Annotated in this window: 14 protein-coding genes; 3 read left to right on the top strand and 11 right to left on the bottom strand. The window is 45.3% G+C overall.

Annotated features, from left to right (window positions below):
- Positions 1-53: 53 nt before the first annotated feature.
- From HYN46_RS06405 to HYN46_RS06440, 8 genes are all read right to left on the bottom strand, one after another.
- Positions 54-866 carry a thiazole synthase gene (locus tag HYN46_RS06405; protein ID WP_114898601.1) on the bottom strand — a complete coding sequence of 271 codons (813 nt, stop codon included), beginning with the start codon at positions 864-866 and terminating at the stop codon, positions 54-56.
- The gene (locus tag HYN46_RS06410; protein WP_114898602.1) at positions 863-1273 is read right to left on the bottom strand and encodes a hypothetical protein; all 411 of its coding nucleotides are present in this window, start codon (positions 1271-1273) and stop codon (positions 863-865) included. The genes HYN46_RS06405 and HYN46_RS06410 overlap by 4 nt, the downstream gene beginning before the upstream one ends.
- The gene (gene thiS, locus HYN46_RS06415; RefSeq protein WP_228254909.1) at positions 1273-1476 is read right to left on the bottom strand and encodes a sulfur carrier protein ThiS; all 204 of its coding nucleotides are present in this window, start codon (positions 1474-1476) and stop codon (positions 1273-1275) included. The genes HYN46_RS06410 and thiS overlap by 1 nt, the downstream gene beginning before the upstream one ends.
- Positions 1473-1835, bottom strand: coding sequence for a DUF423 domain-containing protein (locus HYN46_RS06420; protein ID WP_114898603.1), 363 nt, complete (start codon positions 1833-1835; stop codon positions 1473-1475). Before HYN46_RS06420 ends, thiS begins: the two co-directional genes overlap by 4 nt.
- 92 nt (positions 1836-1927) lie before the next feature.
- Positions 1928-2848 (bottom strand): RNA polymerase sigma factor RpoH, encoded by a 921-nt coding sequence (gene rpoH, locus HYN46_RS06425; protein ID WP_114898604.1) that lies wholly within the window; start codon positions 2846-2848, stop codon positions 1928-1930.
- A 207-nt stretch (positions 2849-3055) separates the two neighbouring features.
- Positions 3056-4126, bottom strand: coding sequence for a Holliday junction branch migration DNA helicase RuvB (ruvB, locus tag HYN46_RS06430; protein WP_114898605.1), 1071 nt, complete (start codon positions 4124-4126; stop codon positions 3056-3058).
- On the bottom strand, positions 4126-4734 hold the full coding sequence (ruvA, locus tag HYN46_RS06435) for a Holliday junction branch migration protein RuvA (protein ID WP_114898606.1): 609 nt from the start codon (positions 4732-4734) through the stop codon (positions 4126-4128). The genes ruvB and ruvA overlap by 1 nt, the downstream gene beginning before the upstream one ends.
- A 63-nt stretch (positions 4735-4797) precedes the next feature.
- The gene (locus HYN46_RS06440; RefSeq protein ID WP_114898607.1) at positions 4798-6129 is read right to left on the bottom strand and encodes a deoxyguanosinetriphosphate triphosphohydrolase; all 1332 of its coding nucleotides are present in this window, start codon (positions 6127-6129) and stop codon (positions 4798-4800) included.
- A gap of 238 nt (positions 6130-6367) precedes the next feature.
- Between HYN46_RS06440 and HYN46_RS06445 the strand changes: the two genes are divergently transcribed.
- The gene (locus tag HYN46_RS06445) at positions 6368-7261 is read left to right on the top strand and encodes a LysR family transcriptional regulator (RefSeq protein WP_114900654.1); all 894 of its coding nucleotides are present in this window, start codon (positions 6368-6370) and stop codon (positions 7259-7261) included.
- A 21-nt stretch (positions 7262-7282) separates the two neighbouring features.
- Here HYN46_RS06445 and HYN46_RS06450 read toward each other — a convergent pair whose 3' ends face one another.
- From HYN46_RS06450 to modA, 3 genes are read right to left on the bottom strand one after another with little or no spacing between them, the layout of a single operon-like run.
- Positions 7283-7966: an ATP-binding cassette domain-containing protein gene (locus HYN46_RS06450; RefSeq protein ID WP_114898608.1), complete on the bottom strand. Its 684-nt coding sequence runs from the start codon at positions 7964-7966 to the stop codon at positions 7283-7285.
- Positions 7967-7998: 32 nt separating this feature from the next.
- Positions 7999-8721, bottom strand: coding sequence for a molybdate ABC transporter permease subunit (gene modB, locus HYN46_RS06455; protein ID WP_114898609.1), 723 nt, complete (start codon positions 8719-8721; stop codon positions 7999-8001).
- Positions 8722-9513 (bottom strand): molybdate ABC transporter substrate-binding protein, encoded by a 792-nt coding sequence (gene modA, locus HYN46_RS06460; RefSeq protein ID WP_114898610.1) that lies wholly within the window; start codon positions 9511-9513, stop codon positions 8722-8724.
- A gap of 224 nt (positions 9514-9737) precedes the next feature.
- Between modA and purL the strand changes: the two genes are divergently transcribed.
- Together purL and HYN46_RS06470 are read left to right on the top strand one after the other, a co-directional pair.
- Positions 9738-13583, top strand: a complete 3846-nt coding sequence (purL, locus tag HYN46_RS06465) for a phosphoribosylformylglycinamidine synthase (protein ID WP_114898611.1) — start codon at positions 9738-9740, stop codon at positions 13581-13583.
- Between the two features lie 22 nt (positions 13584-13605).
- Positions 13606-13920 carry an NGG1p interacting factor NIF3 gene (locus tag HYN46_RS06470; RefSeq protein WP_114898612.1) on the top strand — a complete coding sequence of 105 codons (315 nt, stop codon included), beginning with the start codon at positions 13606-13608 and terminating at the stop codon, positions 13918-13920.
- Positions 13921-13971 lie beyond the last annotated feature (51 nt).

Here is a 13971-nt window from a genome sequence, read left to right on the forward strand (position 1 = left end):
TGTAGAGCAGGGTTCTAAATAAAACACCTAACATATTCAAATTAATATACTGTCTATTTGAAAAAGTATCCAGTCTCAGGTGAACTTGCATTTGCATAAGCTTTTTTAGGCATACGTCCAGCTAAAAATGCTTCACGTCCCGCTTCAACAGCTTTTCTCATGGCAGAAGCCATCAAAATAGGATTCTGTGCGGCTGCAATTGCAGTATTCATGAGTACACCAGCACAGCCGAGTTCCATTGCCATCGCTGCATCTGAAGCAGTGCCCACACCTGCATCAACGATAATCGGGACATTGGCATTTTCAAGAATAAGGCGAATGTTATGCGGATTGGTTAGGCCAAGTCCCGAGCCGATAAGGCTGCCCAAAGGCATGACGGCCACACAGCCCATATTTTCTAATTCTTTCGCAATGATTGGGTCATCAGAGGTATAAACCATGACTTCAAATCCATCATCGATTAACGTACGTGCAGCTTTGAGCGTATCTACAACATTCGGATAAAGTGTTTTGGTATCACCAAGAACTTCAAGTTTGACTAGGTTATGGCCATCCAGTAATTCACGCGCGAGCATACATGTTCTTACCGCACTATCTGCATCAAAACATCCAGCAGTATTTGGAAGGATGGTGTAGCGCTCAGGAGGAATGACATCCAGTAAATTGGGTTCGCCCGGGTTCTGCCCAATATTACTGCGTCGAATAGCAACGGTTACAATCTCGGCACCACTGGTACTGATTGCGCCACCTGTTTCAGCAAGGTCTTTATATTTACCTGTACCCACTAATAATCGTGAGGAGAAGGTACGCGTCCCGATGATTAAGGGCTGATCTTGAAATACAGAAGGGGTGATCAAAGCATTCATGATACGGACTCTTCTTCATAAACTACGATTTGTAAATCTTCATCGGGATCATCATCTTGAACATCAAAGGCGACAACGATCTCGAGGTCGGGGAAGTCTTTAGCCAGTTTCGCTTGCCACATTGCTTGTAAGCGTTGACCAAACGAGACTAGTTCATCTCGGGTAGGTGTCGCCTTGGCATCGAACATGGCAAAGTATTCTAATACATGACGATGATTGCATAGCGCTTGAACCGTCGTCTTGTCATATTCACACGCGAGCAGAAGCTCAAGGTAGTGGTCAGCTTCCGGCGCATGATCTAAATAGACACGTCCATCGTGATAGACAAACTGCGGCCAAAACAACTCACTCAGAGAGATTAAGTTTAATGGTTCTTCATGACCATCGATATCACAACATGTTGCCATTAACCGCCTCCAACTGCATGAACAATTTCAATTTTTTGCATATCATGCAGTATAAATTCTATATGACGATGTTTTGAGATGAGCGTACCATCCACTTCAATCGCATAGCGTTTTCCAGTTAATGCAAGTTCAGTGACTAATTCAGCCAGTGTCTTGCAATCTGTTGAGTGCGTTTCACCATTCACAACGATCAACAAACTCATGCTTTAGCGACCTGAAATGCGAGCGTTAACCACCCTAAAATGAATGCCAAGCCACCAATAGGCGTAATTGCACCAAACCAGCGTGGTGCGCCCAATGTCATGAGATACAAAGAGCCACAGAATATGACGATACCAATTTGGATAAAAATTGCAGGCCAGCGTAAAGATAGAGTGGGGAGGAGTCGGGCTAGAATACCGATGAGCAGTAAACCGAGTGCATGATAGAAAAAATACGCCGTGGCAGTATGCCACCAGTCGAGTTGCTCTGGGTTGACACGGGCTTTAATCGCATGCGCGCCAAATGCACCCAATATCACTGCGAGAGCAAGATTGAGTGCAGCAATGACCAATCCATTCATTTAATTGCGCCTTAAAATAACAACTTACGCCTAGCGTAACAGGTTTTTCATTTTTCTGATTTTCGAGACAACCATCTTTTCTATTTTGCAAATCAGCCTGCAGACATCGCTGTACGGATTTTGTCCATAGCATTTTTTTCAAGTTGACGGATACGTTCCGCAGAGACTTTATATTCGGCAGCTAGCTCATGCAAAGTGGCTTTTTCATCATCCAACCAACGACGTTTGAGGATGGTGCGTGAACGATCATCGAGTTTACCCATGGCTGAAGCCAGAGCACGATTACTATGATCTTCCCAGTCAGCCTCTTCTACTTCCCGAGCTGGGTCGAATCGATTGTCTTCCAGATACATGACCGGAGCGACACGACCCTCTTCATCATCTTCTGCCTGAGCTTCAAAAGAAGCATCATAAGCAGTGAGACGACCCTCCATTTCAAGGACTTGGGCCGCAGTGACGTTTAAATCACGTGCGATGTCTTCTGCTTCTTGGAGAGTTAATTTACGGCTGGATTTTTTTAGCGAGCGTAAGTTAAAGAACAGTTTACGTTGTGCTTTAGTCGTTGCTACTTTAACGATGCGCCAATTACGAATGACAAATTCATGAATCTCGGCTTTGATCCAATGCACAGCAAAAGATACTAAACGTACACCCATCGTGGGGTCAAAACGTTTAACAGCTTTCATCAAACCGACGTTTCCTTCTTGAATCAAGTCACCTTGAGGTAAGCCATAACCTGCATAACTGCGCGCAATATGTACGACGAAACGTAAATGCGACAGCACGAGCTCGCGCGCAGCTTCTACATCACCATCATAGAAATAGCGTTCTGCCAGTTCTTTTTCTTGTTCAGGTGTGAGAATCGGGATTTGGCTAATCGTATTAATGTACGCACCGAGATTAACGCCGGGTGCGTTTAACGACAAGGTATTGAGCGATAGCGTGGCAGGCGACGTGCTTGGAGACGACGCAGACACCAGCGCTTTGTTATCACTCAAAGGACTTACACTCATGAAGGTTCCTGAAAAAAAGTGGATTTAATATCTGGATAAGGTCTACAGCAATAAGAGGCATATTCTGCCATATTTCACGCTGATAAATTGTAATGGAGCTGTGACTGATCCCGCATTTTCAGTTTAAAGTGTACAATAAAATAACGATCAGCACGAAAATATGATGCAACTATTTTTTCGGTGTGTCGAACCCTGATCTAGCGTTGGTCATCCATTGCGAACGGGCACTTCCAAACCAAATTGGAGGTAGGCTTGAGGGGTCGCAATACGCCCACGCGCGGTCCTCATAACAAAACCCTGCTGAATGAGATAAGGCTCAACCACATCTTCCAAAGTGCCACTGTCTTCAGCAAGTGAAGCGGCTAAAGATTCAACACCAGCAGGTCCGCCATCGAAACGTTCTAAAAGCATTTGTAAATATCGACGATCGAGCGTGTCTAAACCTTGTTTATCGACGGCAAGCATATCGAGGGCGCGTGCTGCGATATCACTGGTGACCACACCATCGCCCTTTACCTCAGCATAGTCACGAACGCGACGTAGCAAACGATTCACAATTCGTGGTGTCCCGCGCGCTCGTCGTGCTATTTCTACAGCGCCATCGGGATGAATAGGAACATTCAGCAAGTTTGCCGAACGAGTGACAATCGTGGTGAGATCGGCAATCGAGTAAAATTCGAGGCGTTGCACGATCCCAAAACGGTCTCGTAATGGGGAGGTGAGTAAACCCGCACGGGTTGTTGCGGCAACCAATGTAAATGGGGGTAAGTCCAATTTAATAGACCGTGCAGCAGGTCCTTCACCAATCATGATATCCAGTTGATAATCTTCCATCGCGGGATAGAGGATTTCTTCGATCACTGGTGATAAACGATGGATTTCATCGATAAATAGGACATCGCCTGCTTCTAAATTGGTAAGCAGTGCAGCCAAATCCCCTGCACGTTCAAGTACCGGACCTGAGGTTGATTTCATATTACCGCCCATTTCACGGGCAATAATATTTGCGAGGGTTGTTTTGCCAAGCCCAGGAGGACCAAAAATGAGGGTGTGATCGAGTGCCTCTTGGCGTGACTTTGCCGCATGGATAAAAATTTCCATTTGTTCGCGAACAATAGGCTGGCCGATATAGTCCTCAAGGCTGGTCGGTCTAATCGCACGATCAAATTGATCTTCTGGACGCGCAAGCCCAGTGATCAAGCGATCTTGTTCAAATCCTGATTTTGATGCCGTTTGATTTGATGATTGGACAAACGGATTACCGGGAAAAAGAGCCATTAGGTTTTAAGCATTCCTTTCAATGCCGCCCGAATTAAATCAGCGGTTTCTTGATGATCGTTTTTTACTGCAGCAATAGCACGTTGTGCTTCTAACGGCTTATAACCCAAGGATACCAATGCTGCTTCAGCTTCTGCCAGAGGTGATGCGGCACTGAGTGTGATTTGCGCCGAACCCGTGATGTTTGCTTGCCCAGTGCTGGTAGATAAACCTTGTAGACGATCCCGCAGTTCGATCACCAAGCGCTCTGCTGTTTTCTTACCCACACCTGGGATACGGGTCAGCGTACTAATATCCTGCATTTCAATGGATTGAATGAGCATTGCTGCGCTCATGCCCGAGAGGATGCCAAGTGCTAATTTAGGTCCGACCCCGTTTACTTTGAGCAGAATTCTAAACAGCGCTTTATCATTCGTATTGATAAAACCATATAACAAATGTGTGTCTTCACGCACGGTTAAATGCGTCCACAAGGTAACAACTTGTTCGTTTTTCAACTGACAAAATGTCGAAAGCGGCGTTTCCACTTCATAGCCTATACCGCCCACCTCGATCAGGATGTGTGGTGCGGTGAGCAATTGAATTTTGCCAGTAAGTGAACCAATCATTGCATGTCCTTGTTATCTTATGCCGAGTTAATCTATGGTTCTAAGTGTGTTCTTAAGTCAATATTAATAACCCATATTGCCACGGTTACCCTTGATATCTTGTGCCAATGCATAGGCTTGGTGGTCAGATAAAGCGCTGATCACATCAAGGATTTGCATCATGTTCTGGTAAGGATCGAGTCCCAATGTTGCACCATGATGCTTCAAAATGACCAAAAGGCGATGCTCACGGAAAGTTTCACGTTCACGATCAAGTGCGAGGGGCATTAACGCGCCGAGTAGTACATGGAGACTGGCACTTGCAACTAACTCTAAGCGGGCTTTTTGGGGGTTGGTAAAAATCCGAGTCCGAGTTAAGTTCTTTGCTGCTTCGATCCCTTCCGCAATATCGCGTGGACAATGGTCCAGCAAACTGCCTTGCAAGGTGCCACGCAACAAGTCTGATTGTTTACGCTTGAATGCCTCAGAGACTTCTTCGACCAATCGTTTCATCGCCCGCCCGCGGAGAGCGGCCAGCTTTTGCGCGATAGGAACATCATTCAATACTTCATGAGGCGTGCCGTAATCCCCAATTAATTTTAAAAATAACGGTTCTACATCGGAGTAATGCAGCATGCCCAGTAGCAAACCATCCTCTAGGTCAATCAAGGCATAACAAATATCATCTGCCGCTTCGAGTAAGTAGGCCAAAGGGTGCCGGCAGTATGAGCTCTCACTCAATCGAATCAATCCGAGATGTTCTGCAACCTCATCGAGTAGTTCACGTTCGCTTTGATAACAGCCAAACTTGGTACGCTTATGGCTAGGTTGCCCTGCTTGGGCTTCAAGAGGTGCTGCAAGTCGTGGGTATTTAAGGAAAGCACCTAGGGTCGCATAGGTGAGTCGCATTCCTCCTTCATTGGGGTGATATTCCAAACGGGTGAGGATACGAAAACCTTGTGCATTGCCTTCATACTGACATAAATCACTGAACTCAGGCGATGACAGTAAACTCATGAGATGTTCTTGTTTCGGCTGCCCAAACCAGTCCCGAACTGCGTACTCACCAGCATGACCATAGGGCGGATTACCAATGTCATGCGCTAAGCATGCAGCTTGAATAATTGCACCTACATCAGATGGGGTAACCCATGGCGGTAAGTCATCTGCAATTTTCTCAGCGGCCAGCATTCCTAAAGAGCGACCAACACTCGACACTTCAAGCGAGTGAGTTAAACGAGTATGGACGGCATCATTTTGTGTCAGCGGATGAACTTGAGTTTTACGATTGAGTTGTCTAAAGCTTTGCGAAAATATGATGCGATCATAGTCTTTGTGAAATGGGCTACGCGCTTGTTCTGTATGATGTTTTCTGCTACCTAGGCGAGCAGGAGAGAGCAGTTGTGCCCAACGCATTGACATAAGGAAATCAGAATTTTATGAATGAACTTCCATCATGCCAAATTTGGTAAAAGAAATATAGCACTAGACACAATATCCCACTTAAACATGCATGCTTTTCATGCAAGTAGTGGTAGTCTTTTCATCATCCCGTGGGTCCTTGAAGCTTCTTTGTAATGTGTCTATGCTCAAAATATATGGCACAGAAACTTGATTCAACGAAAGTATGTTTTGAAAAACAGGTATGAATGAAATGAATTTAAGGGAAGTCGATCTCAACTTACTGATCGTACTTGATGCGTTACTCATTGAAGCACATGTTTCTCGTGCCGCAGAGCGTGTTGGTTTATCTCAGCCAGCGACATCCAATGCACTCGAGCGTTGCCGCACTTTATTTGATGATCGTTTGCTTGAACGCGGTGCTGGAGGGATGCGTTTAACTCCCAAAGCGCTTGCTTTACGAGAACCTTTGAAACAAGCATTAAGTGCCATTGGCGCTGTCATTAATGTGCCCAATGTCCAATTTGAGAGCATCACACAAAATATTCGTGTGCTTATGTCGGATTATCCCGCCATATGTATTATTCAGCAGTTACAAAAGCGGCTCGCGGAAAGCGCGCCTTTGGTGAGTCTTGTTATTGAGCCATGGCGAGGAGTAGCCTCAGCACAGGATGATCTTGAGCGTGGTCATGTTGATCTTGCGGTATCAACCTTTCCTCTACTTGAGTTGCCTTTTCAGCGTAAAGAACTCCAAAGAGAACATTATGTTATCGTCATGAATCGTCATCACCCTGCCGCAATGGATTTTAATTTGTCGAATTGGTTGGCTTACCCGCATATCTTAATATCCGATCATGGAGAGATGAGAGATACTATCGATGACAGCTTAGCTTTACAGGGATTATCACGTCGTGTTGGTATCGTGGTTCCAAGTATTTCGATCGCAAGTTCACTTCTTGTTGATTCAGAATTAGTTGCGATTTTGCCCAGTCGTTGCTTATCTGCTCTATCATTGCATGACTTTGTACATTTTGAACTCCCTATCACTTACCCTGATATGGGTGTGCAAATCGTCAAGCATGCACGTCGTGACCACGATTTAGTTGTTCAGCATGTAGCGCAATTGATTGAAGAGATAATGATCTGATGATGAGTTTCTTTGCGTAGATTAAACACTCACTAAACGCCCATCTTCACAAAACCAAGTTTCAGCATCCAGAATTTTTGTTTCTTCTATTTGATGGGTGACATAGATCAGCGGAATGTTGAAGTGTTTAGGAACTTGTTTGAGGAACGCCAAAATCGGTAGCTTTAAAGACTGGTTCAACGCATTTAAAGGTTCATCGAGTAAGAGAAATTGGGGCATTGCAAGGAGCGTACGCCCCAGTGCCACGCGTTGGCGTTCCCCACCAGAAAGATGACGTGGTTGCCGATCAAGAAGTGTGCTGATTTCCAAAAGTTCAATCACAGACTCTGGACTAAAACGTCGACTTTGTTCGGGTTGCAATTGGTAGCCATACATTAAATTCTTGCGTACGCTGAGGTGGGGGAATAATTGACCATCCTGCCACATCAAACCGATATGTCGCATATGTGGAGGCGTAAATAACTGATTGCTTGTATCGACGAGTAATTGCCCATTCAGTCGAATGAAGCCTTGATCTGGTTTTAAAAGCCCAGCAAATAATGCGAGTAGCGTTGACTTGCCTGCACCTGAAGCTCCACATAATGCCGTAATTGGTGCTGTAAAGCAGCCTTGGGTATCAAGCTGAAAGCCTGTTTGGGCATCGCCACGATGCAGGCGCAAAGAAAACTCTAGGCCTTGGCTGTTTGTTGAGTCAAGCGTTTGCATAATGATTCACTTAAGCTAATTTGAGTTCTCTTTTAAACATCGCGATATCCCAAGCGGGTCTGGCTTCGACGAGCAAGCCATTGGCTTGCCCAAAGGGTCAATAGTGCGACTATCACCGAGAGTATGACTAGGCGCAACGCCAACGTTTCCCCATCAGGGGACTGTATTGCTGAGTAAATCGCCAATGGTAGCGTGCGTGTTTCCCCGTCTATATTCCCGACAAACGTAATGGTTGCACCAAATTCACCTAAACTTCGTCCAAACGATAAAACCGCACCCATTAAAATTGCGGGATAACAAAGCGGTAATGTAATAGTCAGAAAGGCCCGTATGGGGCTAGCACCCAAGGTCTGAGCCGCTTGTTCAAGTCTGATGTCGACATTTTGAAGAGCCAAACGAATGGGCTGCACAAATAACGGCAAACTCATGAGCCAAGACGCGAGTACGGCACCAGTCCAGTGAAAGGCGAGCTGAATATCGAAATGTTGGAGCCATTGGCCGATAAAACCATTATGACCAAAAAGCACGAGTAAGAGATAACCGAGCACAACGGGTGGTAAAATCATGGGGAGATAAACCAGTGCTTCGAGCAATGATTTCCCCCAGAAGTCTCGTCTTGCAAGTAACCACGCGATACTCAGTGCAGGAAGTATCCCCATCAGGGTGCACCAAAAGGCGACTTTCACGGATAAAAACAGCGCGCGTGATTCAGCTGGACTGAGATTTAAATTGAAGTAACTAAGAGTATCGATCATTTAATGTTTGACAGCGCCAAATCCGTATTTACTAAATATTTTTTGAGCCGCTGGCTGTTGTAAATATTGCCAAAATTGTCGACTTGCCGGACTCGCTTGAGTTTGAGTTGCCGAGGTCTTAAGTAAGGCCAGAGGGTAAATAATAGGAGCATGGCTTTTATCTGGAAAAGTTCCAATGATCTTAACTTTATCACTGATCAGGGCATCTGTGGAGTAGACCACACCGACAGGGCATTCGCCACGTGAGACAAATGCAAGTGCACTGCGGACGTCCTCGGTGGGCACGACACGAGATTGAAGCTCATCCCACCAGCCTAACGTGATTAACGATTGTTTGCCATATTTGCCAGCTGGTACGCTATCTGGATTACCCAAACAAATTTTTCCTGTAAAAGCCCGCGCCAGATGAAAATCTTTTTCCATCATAACTGGGAAGGTGTGATCCACAGGTGTGATAAGAACCAATTGGTTAGCCAGTAATTTAACTCGTGATTTGTCGATCAGGACATTACTTTTTTCTAAGCTATCCATCCATGGCTCATCCGCAGAAATAAAAATCTGAGCTGGTGCACCTGCTTGGATTTGTTTGGCAAGGACTGATGATGCCGCAAAGGAAGTTTGAATCTTGTCATTCTGGTGGCTTGTTTCATACAATTTTGAGATTTCAGTCAGTGCATTATTCAAGCTTGCTGCAGCGAATACAGTAATGTTTTCAGCATGGCTCAATACAGGAAGCAAGGCGGTGAGTGCAATAGTTAATTTTGTTAAGCTGGTTTTAGATATTGATTGCATCGTACTGTAACTCCTGATTGTTTTTGGTAGGAACAGAATATTTTTAAGTCCACCGTTATATCATGACAGATATAGCGGTGGACTTAAAGTGATGCACAATGTTCGTTTTAATCATTGTTAAATCATGTTAAGGACTAGAGCAGAAGCGCAAACACGCGTATCATATACACCTTCTTTCTAAGGCTTTAGCAGTCTGTGTGATTGTTAATGGAGCTCGTCCTAGTATGTTTATTGTGGCTGGTGCGCCTGCACTCTCTACCTTCAAGCAACGTCAGTTGCTCTCCCGTTTATCTGGTCTTGCGTCTGTAGAAGGAGTAGAAAGTCAATTTCTTTATTTCTTTGATCAGCCTCTAGATACCAAGCAGCTTAAAGCTGCTGTTGGCTTATTAAACGATGATCAAGCTTTTACAGTTCAAGCAAAATCACCCAACAGTATTCAAGTCCTGGTAACACCACGTGTGGGGACGATTTCTCCGTGGTCATCTAAAGCGACTGATATTTTCAAGAACTGTGATGTTGCGGTAAACCGTTTGGAACGAGGGATACTCTATACCTTACACGGTGTAAGCATTGCGACTAGAGAGCTCAAAGCACTTCTGCATGATCGTATGACCGAAAGCGTATTCGATGATGTTGAACAAGCTAGCCAGTTGTTTCATGTAACAGAACCAAAACCTCTTAATACCATTGATATTTTAGAAAATGGCCGCGATGCTTTAATTAAAGCCAATCGTGAGTTTGGTTTCGCACTTTCGATTGAAGAAATTGACTATTTGACGGATGCATTTACTCGCTTAGGGCGCAATCCAAACGATATCGAGCTCATGATGTTTGCTCAGGCGAATTCAGAGCATTGTCGTCATAAAATCTTTAATGCAGAGTGGACAGTGAATGGCGCAAAACAGCCATTGTCACTGTTTCAAATGATCAAAAATACCTATAAAACATCTCCTGAAAATGTACTGTCAGCATATAAAGACAATGCTTCTGTAATCGTTGGTTCATCTGCTGCCCGTTTTTATCCGCAGGGTAAACAGCATAAGTACAGCTACACCAACCAAGCCACTCATGTCTTGATGAAGGTAGAAACGCACAACCATCCTACAGCGATTGCTCCTTTTGCGGGTGCAGCAACAGGTTCTGGTGGTGAGATCCGCGATGAAGGTGCAACGGGTCGTGGTGGTAAACCTAAGGCAGGATTAGCAGGTTTTACGGTTTCCAACCTTAACATTCCTGGTGCGCGTGAGCCATGGGAAGACCAAGAAGGTGCGGAATATGGCAAGCCATCGCGTATGGCATCGCCTTTTCAGATTATGACGGATGGTCCGCTTGGCGCTGCTGCATTTAACAATGAATTTGGTCGCCCAAATCTTTGTGGTTACTTCCGTACTTTTGAGCTGAATTTAAACGGCAATGTTCGCGGCTTCCATAAGCCCATTATGCTTGCTGGTGGTTATGGCAATATTCGCCCTGACCATGTTGAAAAGTTACCTATCCAACAAGGTGATCTGTTGATCGTGCTGGGCGGTCCTGCGCTGCTGATCGGATTAGGCGGTGGCGCTGCGTCCAGTGTCGATAGCGGTACGATGGGTGAGCAGCTCGATTTTGCGTCGGTCCAGCGTGAAAACCCAGAGATGGAACGCCGTTGCCAAGAAGTGATTGATGCCTGTTGGGGCATGGAAGAGTCGAACCCTATTGTTTCGATTCATGATGTTGGTGCAGGCGGCTTGTCCAATGCGATGCCAGAGCTGGTGAATGATCATAAGCTGGGTGCGATTTTAAACTTGCGTAACATTCCTTCGCTAGAAGCTGGGATGTCACCCATGGAAATCTGGTCAAACGAAGCACAAGAACGTTATGTCTTGGCGATCCGCCCAGAGTCTTTGAAATTATTTGAAAGCCTATGTGCTCGTGAGCGCTGCCCGTTTGCTGTGCTGGGTGAAGCAACAGATGTCCGTCATTTAACGGTCAGCGATACTCATTTTGGCAATAATCCTGTTGATTTACCTATGCAGGTTATGTTGGGTGGCGCACCAAAATTACAGCGTGAATACAGCGATGTGAAGACTGTAGGTACTGAATTCGATACAACAAAAATTGATCTGAAAGATGCAATTTTCCGTGTATTACGTCATCCAACGGTCGCCAGTAAATCATTCTTGATTACGATTGGCGATCGCTCGATCACGGGTTTTGTTGCTCGTGATCAGATGGTCGGTCGTTGGCAGGTCCCTGTTGCGGATTGCGCCGTTACTGTAACAGGCCATCAGAGTACTACGGGTGAAGTGATGAGTATGGGCGAGCGCCCACCTGTTGCATTGCTTAATCCTTCGGCATCAGCGCGTCTATGTGTTGCTGAGGCCATTACTAATTTGGCAGCAACCCCGATTGATAAGCTCAGTGATATTAAACTGTCGGCCAATTGGATGGCCGCAGCAGGCCAACCGGGTGAAGATCAAGCCCTTTTTGAAGCTGTGCGTACCATTGGCATGGAGTTGTGCCCGGCACTGGAAATTGCTATTCCTGTGGGGAAAGACTCCTTGTCTATGCGGACCACGTGGAATGATGAAGGTGTAGAGAAAGCGGTTACTTCGCCAATGTCGTTAATTGTCACAGCGTTTGCGCCTGTACTTGATGTTCAGTTGCATGTAACACCTGAGTTACGTAGAGTTGATGAGGAGACCGTGCTGGTTCGTGTTGATCTCTCACGTGGTCAATTCCGCTTAGGCGCTTCTGTATTGACATTGGTTTATAACCATTTGGGTGAAGTCGCGGCAGATCTTGATGATGCGAATGATCTTAAAGTATTCTTTAATGTCATCCAGACATGGACGAAAGCCGGAAAACTGCTTGCATATCATGATATTTCAGATGGTGGACTCCTCGCCACAGTCAGTGAAATGATGTTTGCAAGTCGTTTAGGAGTTGACCTTAAGCTCGGTAGCAATCCAATCGCAGAGTTATTTGCTGAAGAAGTCGGCTGTGTTGTTCAAGTACGCACTCGTGATTGGGCTGAATTACAGTCTGCGCTGAGTGGTTCTCCACTAGCAACTGCAGTGAGCGTCATAGGCTCGGTGAATGATAGTGATACGTTAACTGTTGCTGGGTTGAGTTTGCCTCGTGCTGAGTTGCAATCGGCGTGGGCTAAGGTGAGTCATCAGATTCAACGCCAACGTGATAACAGTGAATGTGCTGATCAAGAGTATGCCCTGATCAGTGATGCCTCCCACCAAGGTTTGATTGCAAAAGCAACCTTTGATCTCAATGAACCTGTTGAAGCTCCCTTTTTGAATCTCAGCCAACCTAAAGTGGCGATCTTGCGTGAGCAAGGTGTCAACGGTCAGCTTGAAATGGCCGCTGCTTTTGATCGTGTTGGCTTTGAGACTTATGATGTTCACATGAGTGATTTGTTAGCTGGACGCGTGCGCTTAGATGATTTCCAAGGCTTAGTAGCGTGTGGCGGTTTCAGCTATGGTGATGTCCTAGGTGCAGGGGGTGGTTGGGCAAAATCTGTTATGTATCATGCAAAACTTCGTGATCAGTTTGAGAGTTTCTTTCATCGTAGTGAAACGTTTACGCTTGGTGTTTGTAATGGTTGTCAAATGTTATCGCAGTTGAAAACGTTGATTCCTCAAGCAGAGCTTTTCCCGCGTTTTCGCCGTAATACTAGTGAATCATTTGAAGCACGTGCGGTTAACGTTCGTGTTGAAAAATCTCGTTCAGTTTTACTGGAAGGCATGGCTGGTTCGATTCTACCGATTGCGATTGCACATGGTGAAGGTCGTGTTGATGCAACAGCAGATCAATTGGCGGCATTAAATGCACATGAACAAGTGACTATGCGTTTTGTTGATAGTCATGGAGCACCTACTCAAATCTATCCTTTGAATCCTAACGGCTCTCCTGAAGCAATCACTGGAGTGACATCCGGTGATGGACGGGCAACATTAGTGATGCCTCATCCTGAGCGTAACTTCCGTGCATTGCAACATAGCTGGAAGCCAGAGGATTGGACTGAAGATGGTGCATGGCTACGTTTATTTAGAAATGCTCGTAGTTTTGCTGGTTAAGTCTTAAAACAGTGCAAAGTTAATGTATAAATTGACCTTTTATGTTCCGGACACTCATGTTGAAGTCGTTAAAAGTGCGATTTTTGCTGTGGGTGCTGGACGGTGTGGGTCATATGATTGTTGTTGTTGGCAAGTACAAGGCCAAGGTCAGTTCAGAGCATTAGCAAGCTCAAATCCTTTTCTGGGTGAAGTTGGTAAACTTGAAACTGTAACTGAGTGGCGTGTGGAAACGATTGTCGAAGACCATGATATCCATGTTGTTATCGGGGCACTCAAAACATCACATCCATATGAAATGCCCGCATTTGATGTCGTGAAAATCGAGTTTTATCAGTAAAGTGATATCGTTAGAAAATAAAAAAGACACGTAATGACGTGTCTTTTTTAT

This window comes from Aquirhabdus parva (assembly GCF_003351745.1).
GTDB lineage: Bacteria > Pseudomonadota > Gammaproteobacteria > Pseudomonadales > Moraxellaceae > Aquirhabdus > Aquirhabdus parva.